Source organism: Klebsiella grimontii, assembly GCF_900200035.1.
GTDB lineage: Bacteria > Pseudomonadota > Gammaproteobacteria > Enterobacterales > Enterobacteriaceae > Klebsiella > Klebsiella grimontii.
The window spans coordinates 57,339-77,824 of record NZ_FZTC01000021.1 but is presented as its reverse complement, the minus strand read 5'-3'; the positions used below and the strand labels follow the sequence as shown (position 1 = coordinate 77,824).

Here is a 20,486-nt window from a genome sequence, read left to right as displayed (position 1 = left end):
TTTAAGGATTAAATAGATGGCAAAATTAAACTGCTTTAAAGCTTATGATATCCGCGGCGAACTGGGCGAAGAATTAAACGAAGATATCGCCTACCGTATCGGACGCGCCTATGGCGAATTTCTGAAGCCGGAAACAATCGTGGTGGGAGGCGATGTGCGTCTGACCAGCGAGTCGCTGAAACTGGCGCTGGCCAACGGCCTGATGGATGCGGGAACGGACGTGCTGGATATTGGTCTGAGTGGTACGGAAGAGATTTACTTTGCCACCTTCCACTTGGGCGTGGATGGCGGGATAGAGGTGACGGCCAGCCATAACCCAATGAACTACAACGGCATGAAGCTGGTGCGTGAAAACGCGAAGCCCATCAGCGGCGACACCGGGCTGCGCGATATCCAGCGCCTGGCGGAAGAGAATCAGTTTGCGCCGGTGGACGCGTCCCGTCGCGGCACCCTGCGTCAGATATCGGTGCTGCAGGAGTACGTGGACCACCTGATGGGCTACGTGAACCTGGCCAGCTTCACCCGTCCACTGAAGCTTGTGGTGAACTCCGGCAACGGTGCTGCCGGTCACGTGATTGATGAAGTGGAGAAACGTTTTGTGGCGGCAGGCGTGCCGGTGACCTTTATCAAGGTGCATCACCAGGCGGACGGCAATTTCCCGAATGGAATCCCGAACCCGCTGCTGCCGGAGTGCCGGCAGGACACCGCGGATGCGGTGCGCGAGCACGGCGCGGACATGGGGATCGCCTTTGACGGTGACTTCGACCGCTGCTTTATGTTTGATAACGATGCAGAATTTATCGAAGGCTATTATATTGTTGGCTTGCTGGCGGAAGCGTTCCTGCAGAAGCAGCCGGGCGCCCGGATTATTCACGACCCGCGCCTGACGTGGAATACGGTGGATATGGTGACCCGCAGCGGCGGCACACCGGTGATGTCGAAAACCGGGCATGCGTTTATTAAAGAGCGGATGCGTCAGGAAGATGCGATTTACGGCGGGGAAATGAGCGCACACCACTATTTCCGCGACTTCGCCTACTGCGACAGCGGGATGATCCCGTGGTTGCTGGTGGCGGAGCTACTGTGTCTGAAGAACAGCCCGCTCAAGGCGCTGGTGGCGGACCGGCAGGCGGCGTTCCCGGCGTCCGGGGAAATTAACCGCAAGCTGGAGAATGCGGCGGCGGCAATTGCGCGCATCCGTGAACGCTATGAACCGGATGCCGTGAACGTGGATACCACCGACGGCATCAGTATTGAATATCCGGAGTGGCGTTTTAACCTGCGCAGCTCGAATACCGAGCCGGTTGTGCGTCTTAACGTAGAGTCAAAAGGAGACGATGAATTAATGAAGGCTAAAACAGAAGAAATATTAGCTTTAATGAAATAGAAATTATTCTGCTTAGAGCCATAGGGTAGGTGCGTGGAATGATGCATCACCTTATGGCTCTTTCTTGACTTCCCATCTTTCTGAGAGTAAAACCGCCACAAGTGTTGATTACCAGGGTGGCTAATACGCCGCCGTCCAGTTAACTGATTAAAGTGTGATCGAATGAAAATTACTATTTCCGGTACCGGTTATGTTGGTTTATCGAATGGCATCCTGATTGCGCAAAACCACGAAGTGGTGGCGCTGGATATCATTCAATCCAAAGTTGATATGATTAACCAAAAGATTTCTCCGATTGTCGATAAGGAGATCCAGGAATATCTGGCGGAAAAACCGTTGAATTTTCGCGCGACAACGGACAAGCATGATGCCTACCGTAATGCAGATTATGTCATTATCGCCACGCCGACTGACTACGATCCGAAAACGAACTACTTCAATACTTCGACCGTTGAAGCCGTTATTCGTGATGTCACCGAGATTAACCCAGACGCGGTAATGATAATTAAATCCACCATTCCCGTTGGCTTCACGCGTGATATTAAAGAGCGCCTGGGCATTGATAACGTCATTTTCTCTCCTGAGTTTCTTCGTGAAGGCCGCGCGCTCTATGACAACCTGCACCCGTCTCGGATCGTCATTGGTGAACGTTCAGAACGCGCAGAGCGTTTCGCTAATTTGCTGAAAGAAGGCGCGATTAAGCAGCATATCCCGACGCTGTTTACTGACTCCACCGAAGCTGAGGCGATTAAGCTATTTGCCAATACCTACCTGGCGTTGCGCGTAGCCTACTTTAATGAACTGGATAGCTATGCTGAAAGCCAGGGTCTGAACAGTAAGCAGATCATCGAAGGCGTGTGCCTCGATCCGCGAATTGGTAATCACTATAACAACCCTTCCTTTGGCTACGGCGGCTACTGCCTGCCGAAAGATACCAAGCAGCTGCTGGCAAACTATGAATCTGTACCGAATAACATCATCGGTGCCATCGTTGATGCTAACCGCACGCGTAAAGATTTTATCGCTGACTCAATCCTGGCGCGCAAGCCCAAAGTCGTTGGCATCTATCGTCTGATTATGAAGAGTGGCTCTGATAACTTCCGCGCTTCCTCAATTCAGGGCATCATGAAGCGTATCAAGGCCAAAGGTATTCCGGTCATTATCTACGAACCGGTTATGCAGGAAGATGAGTTCTTCAATTCCCGCGTGGTTCGCGATTTCGACGCATTCAAACAAGAAGCTGACGTGATTGTCTCAAATCGAATGGCTGAAGAGCTGTCGGATGTCGCTGACAAAGTGTATACCCGCGATTTGTTCGGCAGTGACTAAATACCCCCTCTGGCCGGGAGATAAGCTGTCGGCCAGAATTTTCCCCTCTCCTGAATTCTTCAGCTATTCGTCTGGCAAATCATCTTACTCCTCTTACCCGATCACCCCCCCTAAAAAACGTGACCTCGCTTAGATTCTTCAATCGATCATCTTGTCCCAACCATCGAGGTCGGATATGTTTAATTCACCTTGTGAAGAGCTACCGTCACTGTGATGTAGACGCTGGAGATAAGCGCCGGAAGGTAAAACAGAGCCTGCTTGCAGGCTTTTGTTGTTTCTGGAACCCTGGTTTTCAGGAGAGCTGCCTTGCGGCGAGTTAAGGTTCTGATTGAAATTGACACGGGTGAGGGAGCGGGATCTTTCAAGGGAAGGGCGCAGGCATAGCAAGCACAAGCCATTTACGGTCACCAGGATATAATGTTGATGCTAAGGTCTTAGTACCCGATTAGCATAACTTTTTAGTTTGACGTGGCGACCAATGCCAGCTGAAAAGACAATACACATCCCCACCGCTGGCAGTGTTTTATTCTTATATTATTATTTCCTATGCCTGTATTATAATTATATTAAGTTTTCTTTTCACCACTTTCGTTTGTTAAAAGTCAGCTTGGTCTTTTTCTGATCTTTAATATAAGAAATCAGAAAATAAACTGAAACAATCAACAGGATGGCAGCAACTGCTAAGAAAATTATGTTTGCCATAATGCGTACCAGAATGAAAGGAATGTTATAAATCCATTTGCCTGCGAACTAATATCACTGCAAAAGCATGCCTTTGCCTGCTTAACATATCCTGAATTTAAGAAAATTCCTATATGGTGTTTGTGGTTTTTTTTGAGGAAAGTGGAAAACCCTTTTTCGCGACCAGTAGTTTGAACAATGGCGCTGTAGCTGGCTTTAGTGCCAGCTTGATTAGCTGGTGATTGTTTCTTTCGTACGAGAATGCTCTTCAGTGATTGTATTGAAAGTGGCTTATATCAGAGTTTGTTGATGATTTTGTTTGGTTTATGTTAATTCTGTGTTTCGTTATTGTGTGGTGCGCGGGCTTTGCGCTGAGATAGGTATTAACAGAGTGTTTTTACGAGCATCTGAATGGATAAGATTGCCGAATGACAATTCTCGATATAAAAAAGCCGCAGTCGTATCCCACTGCGGCTAAATACCCTGCGCCATGCTGGGTTGATTAGACCTTATAGTACGCCTTATACCAGTCAACGAAGTTCTTCACTCCCTGCCTGACCGTCGTCTGCGGTCTGAAACCCACCGCATCGTACAGCGGCTTGGTATCTGCGCTGGTTTCCAGTACATCGCCCGGCTGTATTGGCATCATATTTTTCTCCGCAACCATCCCCACAGCTTCCTCAAGCGCGGTGATGTAATCCATCAGTTCAACCGGTGAGCTATTACCGATGTTATACACCCGGTATGGCGCTGAGCTATCTGCCGGTGATCCTGTCTCAACGGTCCATTCAGGATTGGGCTGCGGGATAATATCCTGCATCCGAACAATCGCCTCAACGATATCGTCAATGTAAGTGAAGTCGCGCTTCATCTTGCCATAGTTGTAGACATCAATAGGCTTTCCTTCCAGCATGGCTTTTGTGAACTTGAACAGCGCCATATCCGGACGGCCCCATGGGCCATAGACGGTAAAGAATCTGAGTCCAGTGGTCGGAATACCATAAAGGTGAGAGTAGGTATGCGCCATCAGCTCGTTTGCCTTCTTGGTGGCGGCATACAGCGAAACCGGATGATCAACCGAATCATCGGTAGAGAACGGCATTTTACGGTTCAGGCCATAGACCGAACTGGATGAGGCATAAAGCAAATGCTCAACATTATTGTGTCTGCAGCCTTCAAGAATGTTCAGATAACCAATCAGGTTAGCGTCGGCATAAGCGAACGGGTTTTCCAGGGAGTAGCGAACGCCAGCCTGAGCGGCAAGATGGATCACCCGGTTAAATTTCTCATTAGCAAAAAGTCGGGCAATACCTTCACGATCCGCCAGATCGATTTTGTGAAAACTGAACAGGGGAGACTGCAGTAAATCCAGACGGGCCTGCTTAAGATTGACGTCATAGTAGTCGTTCATGTTGTCGAGACCGACAACCTCATGACCCGCCTCCAGAAGGCGCTTGCAGGTATGAAAGCCGATGAATCCTGCGGCTCCAGTTACTAAAAATTTCATATTCATCCTCTGGGGTGACTGTATCCCGCTATATATTCGTCGATTTTACACTGGCTTGCCGTGTGGATCACCTGCTTTACCGTTGCTGATTATGTTCACGCATTAGATGGCTAAGCGATGTCACCCGTATCAGAGCTTTTGCATTGGCATTCTGAGGTGGAGATGAGATTCATTATCGAAGCTTGATGATTAGCAAGATAACAATTGCGTGAGGTCTTGTCATAATCTCGCGTTTCCGACTCCTTAAGTCCTCGAAAGTTAACGTAGATAAAAATTGATTTTATGTATGAATTTACAATTCTTTCACATTGATAGTGGCGTGTCTTTTTTTATGATTTAAAATCAATGGGTTAGTATTTTTGTTGTATTTGCTTTACATTATGTTTACGACATGAATCATTTGCAATATGAATTGATTGGCAACGTATTTTCATTTTTATTCCCATGGACCAGCGCTATAATGCGGCAACTCATTTGCATGACCATTGTGTTGTCAGTTTAATCAGCTATCCTGTGCGCAGCGTTAAATATGACACCAGACTGATTGTTGGTGTCATTTCAATCAATATTGCGTACGGTTTACGCCGGTTCACAGAAGATGGATAGGGCGATAACCGAGAAGAGTCTCGTCAGGAGTTCAAAAAATGGGCTTGCTAAACGTGCTAATTGAGAAATTCCTGATGGATGGGAGTTAAGCAAACAGCGAGAGTGTGGGCCTGCTTGAATCTTTTTAAATTTCAAGTGAGCAGCACCCAGCGTCACGGGCAGTAATCTTACCCGATAGCCGCTGCGAGAGCCGTTTGACGTAAGAACAGGGTGTGTCAGTTTACTGCTGTCGTAAAAGCAGTCGCTAGAGATGTTTACAGATAGGGTTGTTGAATCATTACGCAGTTTGGTTGCGATAGCCAAGGGCGGTAGCGTGATTGAAAGCTATCATGTAATACTATGGGGGAGGAGTATCTGACTGAAAAATAACAGTTTTTACTTTACGTCCAGAAACGGCGTCTTAACTGGCGATCTTCATGTCAGCCTCTCACTTGTCTCCGTTTAGCCTGGATGAGCTACCATGGTCGGCTGCTGCCAATGAATTAAAGCGTACAGAAAAATTGGGAAAATCTTGCTTTAACCTATGCACTTAAGTTTTCACGTTGTATGTCCAAAGCCACGGCGTCTATCGGCAGTGTATCAGTCAGGGCGTTAGAGCTATCGCAGTTGATTTAGTCAGTCAGCGACAACTCGCAATTCTAAAGTGCATAACCCAATGCTTAAAATTTCGTAGAATAATTTATGAGTATAAAAATGAAGTATAATCTAGGGTATTTATTTGACCTGCTTGTTGTTATCACCAATAAAGATCTAAAAGTACGCTATAAGAGTAGTGTATTTGGTTATTTATGGTCAATTGCCAACCCCCTACTTTTTGCGATGATCTACTATTTTATCTTTAAATTGATCATGCGAGTCCAGATTCCAAATTATACCCTTTTCTTAATAACGGGTCTCTTCCCCTGGCAGTGGTTTGCAAGCTCTGCGACGAATTCGCTTTTCTCATTTATTGCTAATGCGCAAATTATCAAAAAAACCGTATTTCCGCGTTCGGTTATTCCACTTAGTAATGTGATGATGGAAGGATTGCACTTCTTATGCACTATTCCTGTCATTGTCGCTTTTCTTTTTGTGTACGGTATGCGTCCTTCGCTTTCATGGCTTTGGGGAATACCGCTCATTGCTATCGGACAGGTGATTTTTACCTTTGGCATATCAATTATTTTTTCTACTTTGAATCTTTTCTTCAGAGACTTAGAAAGATTTGTGACTCTCGGTATTATGCTGATGTTTTACTGCACTCCCATTTTATACGCGTCGGATATGATTCCAGCAAAATATAGCTGGGTTATTGACTATAACCCTCTGGCGAGTATGATTTTAAGCTGGCGTAATTTATTTATGGATGGCGTTTTAAACTACGAGCATATTTCAGTGTTATATTTGACTGGTATTGTGCTGACAGTTATCGGATTAAGTATTTTTAATAAATTAAAATATCGATTTGCAGAGATCTTGTGATGGAACCAGTAATTGATTTTAATAATGTGACAAAAGAATATCCACTTTACCATCATATTGGCTCAGGTATTAAAGATTTAATATTTCATCCTAAAAGAGCCTTTCAATTACTGAAGGGCCGTAAATATCTTGCTATTCAGGATGTCTCTTTTACGGTAGGTAAAGGAGAGGCTGTTGCGCTCATTGGGCGAAACGGCGCAGGCAAAAGCACTTCTTTGGGGCTGGTTGCCGGTGTTATCAAGCCAACGAAAGGGTCGGTCACAACTCGTGGGCGAGTGGCCTCAATGCTTGAGCTAGGCGGTGGTTTTCATCCAGAATTGACTGGCCGTGAGAACATTTATCTTAATGCCACCCTTCTTGGGCTACGGCGTAAAGAGGTTCAACAGCGGATGGATCGCATCATTGAATTTTCCGAATTAGGGGAGTTTATTGATGAGCCGATCCGCGTCTATTCTAGCGGTATGCTAGCGAAGCTTGGCTTCTCGGTTATTAGTCAAGTTGAGCCTGATATTCTGATTATTGATGAAGTGCTGGCCGTCGGCGATATTTCATTTCAGGCCAAATGTATTAAGACGATTAAAGAGTTCAAAAATCGTGGTGTGACAATACTGTTCGTTAGTCACAACATGAGTGATGTGGAAAAAATATGCGATCGGGTTGTCTGGATCGAAAATCACCGTCTCCGGGAAATCGGTTCTGCTGAAAGAATCATCGAACTTTATAAACAAGCAATGGCCTAAATCTGGTAATTAAATGAATAGTATTAAGATCTATACCTGTCATCATAAGCCGAGCGCATTCCTTAATGCATCGATTATAAAACCATTGCATGTAGGTAAAGCTAACTCCTATAATGATATCGGCTGTATTGGCGATGATACAGGAGATAATATTTCGTTTAAAAACCCCTTTTACTGTGAGTTAACCGCACATTATTGGGTTTGGAAAAATGAATCTCTTTCTGATTATGTCGGCTTTATGCATTATCGCCGACATCTGAATTTTTCTTCAGAACAGAGCTTTCCCGAAGATAATTGGGGCGTAGTTAATTCACCCGTTATTGATGCAGATTATGAAAAGCAGTTTGGTTTAACCGACACGGCAATCCAGGATTGTATTTCAGGATTTGACCTGCTGTTACCGAAGAAGTGGTCAGTGACCTCTGCTGGAAGTAAAAATAACCTCGATCATTATGAGAAAGGGGAGTTTTTACATATTAAGGACTATCTGGCTGCCCTGGAGATTGTCGAAGAGCTTTATCCGGATTATAAAACGGCTATTCAGCAGTTTAATAATGCAACTGATGGCTATTACACGAATATGTTTGCGATGCACAAAGATATGTTCGTAGACTATTCTGAGTGGCTTTTCGCGATTTTGACTCATCTTGAAAGTCGCATCTCGATGAATAATTATAACGCTCAGGAAAAGCGTGTTATCGGCCATATCGCAGAGCGCCTGTTTAATATTTACATTATAAAACAGCAGCAAGATCGTGCCCTGAAAGTTAAGGAACTACAGCGCACTTTCGTGACGAATGAGACCTTCAACGGCAAGCTGATGCCGGTCTTTCCTCACGCTGCGCCAATCGTCATCAGTTTTGATGATAACTACGCCATCAGCGGCGGGGCTTTAATCAACTCTATCGTTCGCCATTCTGATAAAAACACCCATTACGATATTGTTGTGCTGGAAAACAAGGTTAGCAATCTTAACAAGCAGCGCTTAACCAGGCTGGTTTCGGCCCATACAAACTTTTCACTTCGATTTTTTGATGTGAATGCCTTCACTGAATTGGATGGCGTACATACCCGTGCGCACTTTAGTGCATCAACCTATGCTCGCTTGTTTATTCCGCAGCTTTTCCGTGAATATGAGAAGGTTATTTTTATCGATTCCGATACTGTGGTGAAGGCCGATCTGGCGACTTTGCTTAATGTCGAACTCGGCACAAACCTTGTTGCCGCCGTTAAAGATATCGTCATGGAAGGCTTCGTCAAGTTTGGCGCGATGTCGGAGTCAGCTGATGGCGTGATGCCCGCCAGCGAGTATCTGCAAAAAACGCTTAAAATGACCAATCCTGATGAGTATTTCCAGGCGGGGATTATCATTTTCAACGTTGCGCAAATGGTGCAGGAAGATACCTTCTCCGAGCTGATTAAAACCCTGAAAGAGAAAAAGTACTGGTTCCTTGACCAGGACATTATGAACAAAGTTTTCTACGGCCGGGTTGAATTTTTACCGCTGGAGTGGAATGTCTATCATGGTAATGGCAATACCGATGACTTTTTCCCCAATCTCCAGTTCGCAACATATATGCGCTTTTTAGAAGCCAGAATGAACCCGAATATGATTCACTATGCCGGGGAGAATAAACCGTGGAATACGGACAAGGTTGACTTTTATGACGATTTCCTGGAAAACGTCATCAACACGCCATGGGAAAAAGAGGCCTATTTCCGTCAGCTATCTTTGATTAATTCATCAAATCCTGCGCATAATGCAGGGCAAACGCCTGTTCTGCTTCAGACCAGGATCAAAAAAGCGTTGATGCCTTTCCTTAATAAATATGCTCCTGTCGGTTCACCGAGGCGAAATACGATAACAAAATACTATTATAAAGTTAGACGCTCAATTCTTGGTTAAGGCTGCTGGAGTAATATTATGAACAGTAAAAATATTTTAATTGTCGGCGCTGGTTTTTCTGGTGCGGTTATCGCCCGCCAGCTTGCTGAACAAGGCCATCGTATCAGAATTATCGACCAGCGGGACCACATTGGCGGTAACTCCTACGACGCGCGCGATCCGCAAACGGACGTTATGGTCCACGTCTATGGTCCGCATATCTTTCATACCGATAATGAAACAGTGTGGAACTATGTGACTCAGCACGCTGAGATGATGCCGTATGTGAACCGCGTCAAAGCAACCGTTAATGGGCAAGTGTTCTCTCTGCCGATCAACCTGCATACCATTAACCAGTTTTTTGCCAAAACCTGTTCGCCAGATGAAGCCCGGGCGCTTATTGCAGAAAAAGGGGACAGTTCGATCCAGGAACCGAAGACGTTTGAAGAACAGGCCCTGCGTTTTATTGGTAAAGAGCTGTATGAGGCGTTCTTCAAAGGCTACACCATCAAGCAGTGGGGGATGGAGCCATCACAGCTTCCTGCGTCGATTCTTAAGCGCCTGCCGGTTCGTTTTAACTACGATGATAATTACTTTAACCACAGATTTCAGGGCATGCCGAAACTGGGTTATACGAAAATGATTGAGTCAATTGCCAATCATGAAAATATCACTATCGAACTTCAGCAGTCGTTCAACGCTGAAGAGAGAGAAAAGTACGATCATGTGTTCTATAGCGGGCCGCTGGATGCCTTCTATTCCTATCAATATGGCCGCCTGGGCTATCGTACTTTGGATTTTGAAAAATTCACCCGGCAGGGCGATTATCAGGGCTGCGCGGTGATGAATTACTGCTCACTGGATGTTCCTTACACCCGTATCACTGAGCATAAGTACTTTTCGCCCTGGGAAACCCATGAAGGGTCGGTATGCTATAAGGAATACAGCCGCGAGTGCGGAGAAAATGATATTCCTTATTATCCGATTCGGCAGATGGGGGAGATGGCTTTACTCGATAAGTATTTGTCCCTCGCGGAAAGTGAAAAGAACATTACCTTTGTTGGCCGCCTTGGAACCTATCGATATCTGGATATGGATGTCACTATCGCAGAAGCATTAAATACAGCCGAGAAGTACTTATCTTCCCTTGATAATCATGAAGCTATGCCAGTGTTCACGGTTTCTGTGCGATGAATTGCTCCGCATTAATAGTCACTTATAATCGTTTAGAGAAGTTAAAAGTAACTATTGCCAACACTGTGAAATTAAATTTTACAGCGATAATGGTTGTCAATAACGGGTCCACGGATGGGACCCAGGAGTGGTTAGCCACCCTTAGCGACCCCCGCGTGATTGTCCTCAATCTACCCTCTAATACCGGTGGGGCGGGTGGTTTTAAGGCCGGGAGTCAATATTTATGCGACAACGTCGATAGCGACTGGGTTTTCTTTTACGATGATGACGCCTGGCCCGAGAGCGATGCGCTGGAAAAATTTGCCCATCTGGATAAGGCTAACTGTCGGGTGTTCACCGCTTTGGTAAAAGATCTCCGGGGACAACCTTGTTCGATGAACATCCCTTTTGCTAAAGTACCGTCATCGTTTATCGACACATTACGCTACATCAAAAAACCGGCCGAGTTTCTACCGTTGATTTCCCGTTCGACCGCGGTACAAACGGTATCCTTTGTCGGGATGATTATTCAGCGAGATTTGCTGCGAAAGAATATACACAATATTCACGATGAGTTGTTTTTATATTTTGACGATCTCTACTTTGGCTATCAGTTGACGCTCGATGGCGAAGAGATTCGTTATTCGCCTGAGGTTGTCTTCTCGCACGATGTAAGTTTCCAGGGGAAGTGCGTCTTTCCCGAATGGAAGGTTTATTACCTTTGTCGAAATCTTATTCTGGCGAAGAGAATTTTTCCGCGAGTTGCCATTTTTAGCCGTCTCTCAATCCTTTTGCGGTTGATTAAATATGTGTCAATATTGCCATGGCAACGCAATAAATTGTTATATTTTAAATACTTGCGTCGTGGAGTTATCCATGGTGTAAAAGGAATCAGCGGTAAGAATCATTAAGTGGATATAGCAATGAAAAAACTGTGTTATTTCATAAACTCGGATTGGTATTTTGATTTGCACTGGATAGATCGTGCAATCGCCGCCCGAGATGCTGGTTATGAGATTCACATCATCAGTCATTTTGTCGATGGTAAAGTGCTGAATAAATTTAAAACATTTGGTTTTAAGTGTCATAACGTCCCACTTGATGCTCAATCATTTAATGCATTAACTTTCTTTCGGGCCTTTTTTGCCTCCCGAAGGATCATCAAAGAGATTAATCCCGACCTTTTACACTGTATTACAATCAAGCCATGTCTGATCGGTGGGCTTCTTTCGAGGGCAAAGAATCGCCCGGTCATCGTGAGTTTTGTCGGCCTCGGGCGTGTATTTTCTTGTGATACGGGCTTGCTTAAGCTATTGCGCAATATCACTATCATGGCATATAAGTATATTGCCAGTAATAAGCGCAGTATATTTATGTTCGAACATGATAAAGATCGTAAAAAACTTGCGGGTTTTGTTGGGATTGACTATCAGCAGACTATTGTCATTGATGGCGCAGGTATCAACCCGGATATCTATAAATATTCTCTGGAGCAGGAGCGTGATGTTCCGGTGGTGCTGTTTGCCAGCAGAATGCTGTGGAGCAAAGGGCTCGGGGATTTAATTGAAGCCAAGAAAATCCTCGAATCCAGAAATATTCATTTTACGCTAAACGTTGCCGGGATACTTGTTGAAAACGATAAGGATGCCATTTCCCTTGCGGTCATTCAGCAATGGCATAAAGAAGGGCTGATTAACTGGTTAGGTCACAGTTCAAACGTCTGTGACTTGATCGAGGAGTCGAACATCGTGGCACTGCCTTCGATCTATTCAGAAGGCGTCCCGCGTATTCTGCTTGAGGCTTCCTCGGTTGGCCGGGCCTGCATTGCCTACGATGTTGGCGGCTGCGATAGCCTGATCATTAATAACGATAACGGCATTATCGTGAAAAGTAACTCGCCACAGGAGCTGGCCGATAAGCTTGAATTCTTGTTAGCCAATCCCAAAGCACGAGTTGAGATGGGTATCAAAGGACGGCAACGCGTTCAGGATAAGTTTTCTAGCGGTATGATAATCAGTAAGACCCTAAAGACTTATCATGATGTGGTTCAGGGATGATGTAACGCAAGAGATTACAGCTTCATGTAAATCAAACACCTCCGAAGCAGTTATATTTTATGTTATGTAACTGCTCTGCAAACGCATTATTTATGTTTAATGATTGCGTGCCTCTTATTTTGAAGGTGATTGAATGTCTGATGAATCAAGTAACGTTATTGTTTCCGTTATCATCCCCGTTCATAACGCCGCGGAATATATTTCCGAAACGCTTAATACGGTATTAACCCAGTCTTTAAAAGAGATTGAGATTATCATTGTTAACGATAATTCCACCGATAATACTCTGGATATTGTCGCTAAAATAGCCGATGAGGATTCGCGAGTCCGGGTGATAACCAACCCGAGCAACGTCGGCGGTGGCGAATCGCGAAATATCGGCTTACGTATAGCGACCGGCGAATACATTATTTTCCTCGACGATGATGATTACGCCGATAAAGAGATGTTAAAGAGAATGTCCGATCGGGCTACGGCCCTGCAAACGGATGTTGTTATCTGTCGGTGCCAGTCAATCGATCTGCAAACCAATACTCATTCTCCCATGCCTTTGTCCGCGCGGGAGGATTTACTGCCTGAAAAAGAGGTCTTCTCTTCACGGGATATTGCTGACGATTTTTTCAGAGCCTTTATATGGTGGCCATGGGATAAGCTCTTCAGACGCGAAGCTATTCTGGCAATGGGCCTGGAGTTTCAACCGCTGAGAACCACAAACGACCTGTACTTTGTGAGTGGTTTCATGCTGTTAGCAAACCGCATCTCGCTGGTTGATGAAATCTTAATCTCTCATACGATCAACCGTGCGAAGTCGCTTTCTGCCACCAGGGCACACTCGTGGCACTGCGCGCTGGAGGCATTAACTTCGCTACGTTCGTTTATGAAAGATCGTGATTTACTGCCGTCCAGAAGTCGTGATTTTAATAATTACGCCGTTGTTTTTCTGGAGTGGAACTTAAATACGATCTCGGGCCCTTCCTTTAAGCTGCTCTTCAACGATGTGAAGTCGTTCATCCTATCTTTAGAAATCGATCGTGATGACTTTTATGATGACTTTATTAAAGCTGCGCATGGCCGGATCGTTAATCAGTCAGCGGAAGAGTATATTTTTTCTCTGAAAGACAGAGTGTTGCGCGAGCTTGAACATGCACATATGTTGAATTCAACGCTGCAGGAAGAAATCACTTCGCTTAAACAGTCAACTTTATCTCAGCGAAGTGAAATTGATGTCCTGAAGGCGCAAGTGAGCGATAAAACCACGCTTATCCACGAATTTGAACAGCTAAAAACGCGTTTAGAGAACGAGCATCACACGCAACAGCAGAAATTACTCAGCGTCCACAATGAGCTCCAGGAGCTGACTCAGCGCTATAGCGATTTGGTTTCATCTTTGTCATGGAAAATGACGAAACCATTAAGGGTCGTCAAAGCGATAGCGGCGCGAAAAAAGCCATGACGACGCTAAACAGGTGATATCAACCAGCGCGCTGGCGAGGGTTATATTGCAAGGGAGGCGTTATGCCGCCTCCCTTTGATAACTTACTTATGCCTGCTCCGCAGGTTTTCCACCACATCCGTCAAATTCAGTCCCTGATCCTGCAGCAGCACCAGCAGGTGATACATCAAATCCGACGCTTCATTCTTCAGCTCGAACTGGTCATGCACCGTTGCGGCCAGCGCGGTCTCCACGCCTTCTTCTCCCACCTTCTGCGCTATCCGCTTGGTTCCGCTGGCGTACAGCTTCGCGGTATACGAACTCTCCGGGTCGGCGTGCTTGCGTTCCGCCAGCAGCTGCTCCAGCTGATATAAGAACAGCCACTGATGGCCGGTTTCGCCAAAGCAGCTTGAGGTGCCTTTATGGCAGGTTGGGCCAATCGGATTGACCAGCGCCAGCAGGGTATCGTTATCGCAATCCGGGGTGATGCTCACCACGTTGAGGAAATTGCCCGACGTTTCCCCCTTGGTCCACAGACGCTGTTTGGTCCGCGAATAAAAGGTTACTTTGCCGGTTTCTTCGGTTTTCGCCAGCGCATCCTGATTCATATAGCCCAGCATCAGCACTTCACCAGAGACGGCGTGCTGCACGATGACCGGCATCAGACCGTCGGTTTTTTGCCAATCCAGCTGTTCACTTAACATACCCTAATCTCCACGCCCTGTGCTGCCAGGTACGTTTTCAGTTCGCCAATGTTGATAATTTGCTTGTGGAACACCGAGGCGGCCAGCGCGCCGTCGACGTTAGCGTCGCGGAAGGCTTCCAGGAAGTGCTCCATAGTGCCCGCGCCGCCGGAGGCAATCAGCGGCACGCGGCACACGGCGCGCACCTTGCTTAACTGCTCCAGATCGTAGCCGTTACGCACGCCGTCCTGGTTCATCATATTGAGGACGATCTCGCCGGCCCCGCGCTTTTGCACTTCCTGCACCCAGTCCAGGGTTTCCCACTGCGTCACCCGCGTCCGGCTCTCATCGCCGGTATACTGGTTGACGTGATACTTGCCGCTCGCGGCGTCAAACCAGGTATCAATGCCCACCACAATACACTGCACGCCGAACCGATCGGCCAGGCGGGTAATCAGCGTCGGATCCGCCAGGGCAGGGGAGTTGATGGAGATTTTATCCGCGCCGAAGGAGAGGATTTGCGCCGCATCGTCCAGCGACTTAATGCCGCCGGCAACGCAGAACGGAATGTCGATCACTTCCGCGACCCGCGACACCCAGCTTTTATCCACCACGCGGCCGTCGCTGGAGGCGGTGATATCGTAGAACACCAGCTCATCCGCGCCTTCGTCGGCATAGCGTTTAGCCAGCGGGACGATATCGCCGATGATTTCGTGATTACGGAACTGCACGCCTTTCACTACCTGGCCGTCGCGAACGTCAAGACAGGGGATTATCCGTTTTGCCAGCATTGAATGGCCTCCGTTACGTTAAATTTACCTTCCAGCAGCGCCCGGCCGACAATCACCCCGCGCACTCCGGTTCCGCGCAGCGCGGCGATATCATTGAGATCGCCAATGCCGCCGGAAGACTGAAACGCCACCTGCGGATAGCGGGCGCAGACTTCTTCATACAGCGAGACGTTCGACCCAGCCAGCGTCCCGTCGCGGGAAATATCGGTGCACAGCACGTGCTGCAGGCCGACGGACTGATAGCTCTCCACCAGTTCTTCCAGGGTCACGCCGGAGTTCTCCTGCCAGCCGCTGACCGCCACCTGCTTGCGGCCTTCCGCGTCGATCCGCACATCAAGCGCCAGCACCAGATGCTGCGGGCCAAAACGTTTAAACCAGCCTTTCACCACTTCCGGCGACTTCACCGCCGTCGAACCCACCACCACGCGCGCCACGCCCGCTTCAAGCAGGGCGGCCACGTCTTCTTCCGTCCGCACGCCGCCGCCAACCTGCACCGGCACATTTACGCCGGCAACCAGCGTTTTCAGCAGCGGGATCTGGCGCTTCGCCGGATCTTTCGCCCCGGTCAGATCGACGAGATGCAGCACTTCGGCCCCTTGCGCGGCATAGGATTGCAGGCGCGGCAGCGGATCGTTGCCGTAGTCGCGCTGCTGGCCATAATCGCCCTGATGGAGACGGACGACCGTGCCGTCAATTAAATCTAAAGCAGGAATGATCATCACATCTCCAGGAAGTTTTTCAGCAGCTGCGCCCCGGCGCTGCCGGAGCGTTCAGGGTGGAACTGGACGCCAAAAAAGTTATCTTTTTGTACCGCCGCGGTGAAGGCCTCGCCGTAGCTGCACTGGGCGATGGTATTGACGTTGACCGGCATCGCGTAGCTGTGGACGAAGTAAAAATACGCCCCGTCTTCAATACCGCGAAACAGACGATCGCCCGCTTTGGCATACACCTGGTTCCAGCCCATATGCGGCAGCGGCAGGCCGTGGTCGGTCATTTTCGGCACGTCCTGCTCGATAATGCCCAGCAGGTCGACGCCGTTGTTCTCTTCGCTGCGTTTTCCCAGCAGCTGCATGCCTAGGCAAATGCCCAGCACCGGCTGGGTACAGGCTTTAATCAGTTCGATTAACTCGCGCTCGCGCAGCTGGTCCATCGCCGCCTGAGCCGTTCCCACCCCCGGTAGAAACAGCTTATCGGCGCGCAGCACCACATCCGGGTCGCGGCTGACCTGCGGCTCGTAGCCGTGGCGGCTCACCGCGGATTTCACCGAATTGAGGTTGGCGCAGCCGGTATCGAGGATCACCACGTTCATCAAAGTACCCCTTTCGAAGACGGCAGCGTGTCGCCCTGGACGCGAATCGCCTGGCGTAGCGTGCGGCCGAAGGCCTTAAATAGGCTCTCTACGCGGTGGTGGTCGTTTTTGCCCTTGGTTTTCAGGTGCAGAGTGACCGCCATGGTATAGGAGAGCGAGCGGAAGAAGTGTTCCACCATCTCGGTGCTCAGGTCGCCAACGCGCTGATAGGTAAAGTCGGCTTTATATTCGAGGTGCGGGCGGCCGGAGATATCCAGCGCGCAGCGGGCCAGACATTCGTCCATCGGCAGCACAAAGCCGAAACGGCCGATGCCGCGCTTATCGCCGAGCGCCAGCTTCAGCGCTTCGCCCAGCGCCAGCCCGGTATCTTCCACGGTGTGGTGATCGTCGATATACAGATCGCCGCCAACGTTAACCTCCAGGCGGAAGCCGCCGTGGGTAGCGATTTGGTCAAGCATATGATCGAAGAAACCGACGCCGGTAGAGATTTTGCTGCCGCCTTCGCGGTCCAGCCACACTTTCACATCCACCTGGGTCTCTTTGGTGATGCGCTCAACGTGGGCGTAGCGGTCGCGGCGGGTCAGCTGTTCGCAAATGGTCGGCCAGTCCAGCTTTTCGCGGTCATAGCGCAGGCCGGTAATGCCCATGTTATCCGCCAGCTGAATATCGGTCGCGCGGTCGCCAATCACGTAGCTGTGGGCGGTGTCCATCACCCCTTGTTCCAGCCACGGCAGCACCAGCCTGGTTTTCGGTTTGCGGCAGTCGCAGTTATCCGCCGGGAGATGCGGGCAAATCAGCACTTCGTCAAAGTTGACGCCCTGGGAGGCAAAAATCTGCATCATCAGGTTGTGCGGGCCGTCGAACTCGTCCTGCGGCAGGCTGGCGGTTCCCAACCCATCCTGGTTGGTGATCATCACCAGCTTGTACCCTTCCTGCTGCAGCTTGAGCAGGGCCGGGATCACCTGCGGCTCAAACGCCAGCTTATCGAAGCGGTTTACCTGAAAATCAACCGGTGGCTCGGAAATCAGCGTACCGTCACGGTCAATAAAGAGAAACTTCTGGGTCATACATTCTCCGCAGTCAAAGCGTCAATGACGCGCTGGCTCTCTGCACGGGTACCGATAGTGATACGCAAACAGCCGCTTAATGAAGGTTGTTTATTCTGGTCACGTAAGATAATGCCCTGATCCCACAAAGATTTAAACACCGCGCTGGAGGCGACGATCCGCGCCAGAACGTAGTTGCTCTCGGAATCGAACACCTCTTCAACGCAGGCAATGCCGCGCAGCTGGGTTACCAGATAATCGCGTTCGGCGAGGATCTGCGCCACGCGCGCCCGCATGGCGGCAATGCCTTCCGCGCTGAGCGCCTGGGCGGCGATATCGGCCACCGGCGTGGAGAGCGGATAAGGCGCGATAACCTTCATCAGCACGTTAATCACCTCGGCGTTGGCGAGGGTGAAACCGCAGCGCAGACCAGCCAGGGCGAAGGCCTTGGAGAGGGTACGCAGAATCGCCAGGTGCGGATACTCGTTCAGCCAGGTCGCCAGCGTCGCCTGCGGGCAGAATTCGATATAGGCTTCATCCGCGACCACGATGGCTTTGCCGCGCGTCATCTCCAGCAGGGTGCGAAAATCTTTCGGGTTGATAATCTGCCCGGTCGGGTTATTCGGGCTACAAACGAAAACCACTTTCACGCCGTCGAGATTGGCCGCGATGCCCGGCAGATCCAGCTGCCAGTCGGCGAGCGTCGGCACCGTACGGCAGGTCACGCCGATGGTTTCGGCGCTGACGCTGTACATGCCGTAGGTCGGCGGGCAATAGAGCACCGCGTCCTGGCCCGGCTCGCAGAAGGCGCGGATCAGCAGTTCAATGCCTTCGTCGGCGCCGCGGCTGACCAGCACCTGCTCCGGCTTGACGCCCGCATACTGCGCGTAGCGTTCAATGACCGCTTTCGGCTGCGGTTCCGGGTAGCGGTTCATCGTCTGCTCGGTCAGCTGGAACTCTACCGCGGTAGGGAATTCGTTGGCGTTCAGCCAGACGTCGCCTTTACCCCCGAGACGGCGAGCTGATTGATACGGCGTCAGCGCGCGGACGTTGGCGCGGGCTAAATCTTCAATGCTCATGCTTGCTCCTTAAGGGCTGCAACGCGCAGCGTAACGGCGTTTTTGTGGGCGTCCAGGCGCTCGGCGGCGGCCAGAATTTCAATTGTTGAGGCGAGGGCGGCAAACCCGTCGCGCGACAGCTCCTGCACGGTCATACGTTTCTGGAAATCCGCCAGACCGAGGCTGGAGCAGGTCGCGGTGTAGCCGTAGGTCGGCAGCACGTGGTTGGTGCCGGAGGCGTAATCGCCGGCGGATTCCGGCGACCAGTCGCCGAGGAATACCGAACCAGCGCTGGTGATACCGTCGACCAGTTCGCGGGCGTTACGGGTCTGAATAATCAGGTGCTCCGGGCCGTACTGGTTGGAAATCGCCACGCACTGGGCGATATCGCGCGCCACAATGATGCGGCTGGCGGAAAGCGCGCCGCGGGCGGTTTCCGCCCGGGACAGCGCGGCCAGCTGGCGCTCAACGGCTTGCGCGACGCGGGTGGCCATCTCGCTATCCGGCGTCAGCAGGATCACCTGCGAATCCGGGCCGTGCTCGGCCTGGGAAAGCAGGTCGGACGCGACGAAATCCGGGGTGGCGCCGCTGTCGGCGATCACCAGCACTTCCGACGGCCCGGCGGGCATATCGATAGCCGCGCCGTCAAGACGCTGGCTCACCTGGCGCTTGGCTTCGGTCACGAAGGCGTTGCCAGGGCCAAAGATTTTATCGACCTTCGCCACCGATTCGGTGCCGAACGCCAGGGCGGCAATCGCCTGCGCGCCGCCGACGTTAAAGATATTGCGCACGCCGCACAGCTGGGCGGCATAGAGGATTTCATCAGCAATCGGCGGCGGCGAGCACAGCACCACCTGCTGGCAGCCGGCGATGCGCGCCGGCGTTGCGAGCATCAGCACCGTTGAGAACAGCGGCGCCGAGCCGCCGGGAATATATAAGCCGACGGAGGCGATAGGGCGGGTCACCTGCTGGCAGCGCACGCCCGGCAGGGTTTCAACATCCACGGCCTGCAGTTGCTGCGCGTTGTGGAAGGTTTCGATATTTTTGACCGCCACGGCCATCGCCTGCTTGAGCTCGTCGCTCAGGCGCGCGCCGGCGGCGGCAATCTCTTCGTCGCTAACCTTCAGCGCCTTGACGTCGGTTTTGTCGAACTTCGCGCTGTATTCACGCAGGGCCGCATCGCCGTTGTCTTTGACGTTAGTGAGGATCTCCGACACCGTCTTGCTGATGCTCCCGGAGGCGGAAATGGCCGGGCGCGTTAAGAGTTGTTGCTGTTGTTCTGCGCTACAGCCGTTCCAGTCGATAATTGTGTTGAAGCTCATGGTTGTTTCCCCTGTTTAT

General features: G+C 49.9%; 18 protein-coding genes. 9 read left to right on the top strand and 9 right to left on the bottom strand.

Features of this window, described 5'->3' with window-relative positions; translation table 11 throughout:
• The first annotated feature begins 16 nt into the window (after positions 1-16).
• Together rfbK and ugd are read left to right on the top strand one after the other, a co-directional pair.
• On the top strand, positions 17-1,387 hold the full coding sequence (gene rfbK, locus KOSB73_RS20685) for an O9 family phosphomannomutase RfbK (RefSeq protein ID WP_049087572.1): 1,371 nt from the start codon (positions 17-19) through the stop codon (positions 1,385-1,387).
• A gap of 162 nt (positions 1,388-1,549) precedes the next feature.
• On the top strand, positions 1,550-2,716 hold the full coding sequence (gene ugd / locus KOSB73_RS20680; protein WP_049087571.1) for a UDP-glucose 6-dehydrogenase: 1,167 nt from the start codon (positions 1,550-1,552) through the stop codon (positions 2,714-2,716).
• 579 nt (positions 2,717-3,295) lie between these two features.
• On the opposite strand, the gene KOSB73_RS30905 is transcribed toward ugd, so the two are convergent.
• A complete protein-coding gene (locus KOSB73_RS30905) occupies positions 3,296-3,418 on the bottom strand; it encodes a small membrane protein (RefSeq protein WP_004138729.1) in 123 nt (40 codons plus the stop codon).
• Between the two features lie 481 nt (positions 3,419-3,899).
• Positions 3,900-4,904 (bottom strand): NAD-dependent epimerase, encoded by a 1,005-nt coding sequence (locus KOSB73_RS20675; RefSeq protein WP_024360028.1) that lies wholly within the window; start codon positions 4,902-4,904, stop codon positions 3,900-3,902.
• A gap of 1,299 nt (positions 4,905-6,203) precedes the next feature.
• On the opposite strand from KOSB73_RS20675, the gene KOSB73_RS20670 reads away from it, so the two are divergent.
• The 7 genes from KOSB73_RS20670 to KOSB73_RS20640 all read left to right on the top strand — a co-directional run bounded on the left by KOSB73_RS20670 (position 6,204) and on the right by KOSB73_RS20640 (position 14,279).
• Positions 6,204-6,971 carry an ABC transporter permease gene (locus KOSB73_RS20670; RefSeq protein WP_004138730.1) on the top strand — a complete coding sequence of 256 codons (768 nt, stop codon included), beginning with the start codon at positions 6,204-6,206 and terminating at the stop codon, positions 6,969-6,971.
• Complete coding sequence (locus tag KOSB73_RS20665; RefSeq protein ID WP_004138732.1) at positions 6,971-7,711, top strand: ABC transporter ATP-binding protein; 741 nt, start codon at positions 6,971-6,973, stop codon at positions 7,709-7,711. Before KOSB73_RS20670 ends, KOSB73_RS20665 begins: the two co-directional genes overlap by 1 nt.
• A gap of 13 nt (positions 7,712-7,724) precedes the next feature.
• Positions 7,725-9,617: a DUF4422 domain-containing protein gene (locus tag KOSB73_RS20660; protein WP_098140914.1), complete on the top strand. Its 1,893-nt coding sequence runs from the start codon at positions 7,725-7,727 to the stop codon at positions 9,615-9,617.
• Between the two features lie 18 nt (positions 9,618-9,635).
• A complete protein-coding gene (gene glf / locus KOSB73_RS20655; protein ID WP_004138737.1) occupies positions 9,636-10,790 on the top strand; it encodes a UDP-galactopyranose mutase in 1,155 nt (384 codons plus the stop codon).
• Entirely contained in the window at positions 10,787-11,680 is an 894-nt protein-coding gene (locus KOSB73_RS20650) for a glycosyltransferase (protein ID WP_064410846.1), read from the top strand. The genes glf and KOSB73_RS20650 overlap by 4 nt, the downstream gene beginning before the upstream one ends.
• Positions 11,681-12,826 carry a glycosyltransferase family 4 protein gene (locus KOSB73_RS20645; RefSeq protein ID WP_165775025.1) on the top strand — a complete coding sequence of 382 codons (1,146 nt, stop codon included), beginning with the start codon at positions 11,681-11,683 and terminating at the stop codon, positions 12,824-12,826.
• Positions 12,827-12,959: 133 nt separating this feature from the next.
• The gene (locus KOSB73_RS20640; protein WP_098067550.1) at positions 12,960-14,279 is read left to right on the top strand and encodes a glycosyltransferase family 2 protein; all 1,320 of its coding nucleotides are present in this window, start codon (positions 12,960-12,962) and stop codon (positions 14,277-14,279) included.
• Between the two features lie 83 nt (positions 14,280-14,362).
• Here KOSB73_RS20640 and hisIE read toward each other — a convergent pair whose 3' ends face one another.
• The 7 genes from hisIE to hisD are packed head-to-tail and all read right to left on the bottom strand — an operon-like array spanning position 14,363 to position 20,467.
• Complete coding sequence (hisIE, locus tag KOSB73_RS20635; protein WP_004122447.1) at positions 14,363-14,962, bottom strand: bifunctional phosphoribosyl-AMP cyclohydrolase/phosphoribosyl-ATP diphosphatase HisIE; 600 nt, start codon at positions 14,960-14,962, stop codon at positions 14,363-14,365.
• A complete protein-coding gene (gene hisF, locus KOSB73_RS20630; RefSeq protein ID WP_004122444.1) occupies positions 14,956-15,732 on the bottom strand; it encodes an imidazole glycerol phosphate synthase subunit HisF in 777 nt (258 codons plus the stop codon). Before hisF ends, hisIE begins: the two co-directional genes overlap by 7 nt.
• Positions 15,714-16,451 (bottom strand): 1-(5-phosphoribosyl)-5-[(5-phosphoribosylamino)methylideneamino]imidazole-4-carboxamide isomerase, encoded by a 738-nt coding sequence (gene hisA / locus KOSB73_RS20625; RefSeq protein WP_049089485.1) that lies wholly within the window; start codon positions 16,449-16,451, stop codon positions 15,714-15,716. The genes hisF and hisA overlap by 19 nt, the downstream gene beginning before the upstream one ends.
• Complete coding sequence (gene hisH / locus KOSB73_RS20620; RefSeq protein WP_004122439.1) at positions 16,451-17,041, bottom strand: imidazole glycerol phosphate synthase subunit HisH; 591 nt, start codon at positions 17,039-17,041, stop codon at positions 16,451-16,453. Before hisH ends, hisA begins: the two co-directional genes overlap by 1 nt.
• Positions 17,041-18,108, bottom strand: a complete 1,068-nt coding sequence (gene hisB, locus KOSB73_RS20615; protein ID WP_098140910.1) for a bifunctional histidinol-phosphatase/imidazoleglycerol-phosphate dehydratase HisB — start codon at positions 18,106-18,108, stop codon at positions 17,041-17,043. Before hisB ends, hisH begins: the two co-directional genes overlap by 1 nt.
• Positions 18,105-19,166: a histidinol-phosphate transaminase gene (hisC, locus tag KOSB73_RS20610; protein WP_098140908.1), complete on the bottom strand. Its 1,062-nt coding sequence runs from the start codon at positions 19,164-19,166 to the stop codon at positions 18,105-18,107. Before hisC ends, hisB begins: the two co-directional genes overlap by 4 nt.
• Entirely contained in the window at positions 19,163-20,467 is a 1,305-nt protein-coding gene (gene hisD, locus KOSB73_RS20605) for a histidinol dehydrogenase (RefSeq protein ID WP_024360019.1), read from the bottom strand. Before hisD ends, hisC begins: the two co-directional genes overlap by 4 nt.
• Between the last annotated feature and the right edge of the window lie 19 nt (positions 20,468-20,486).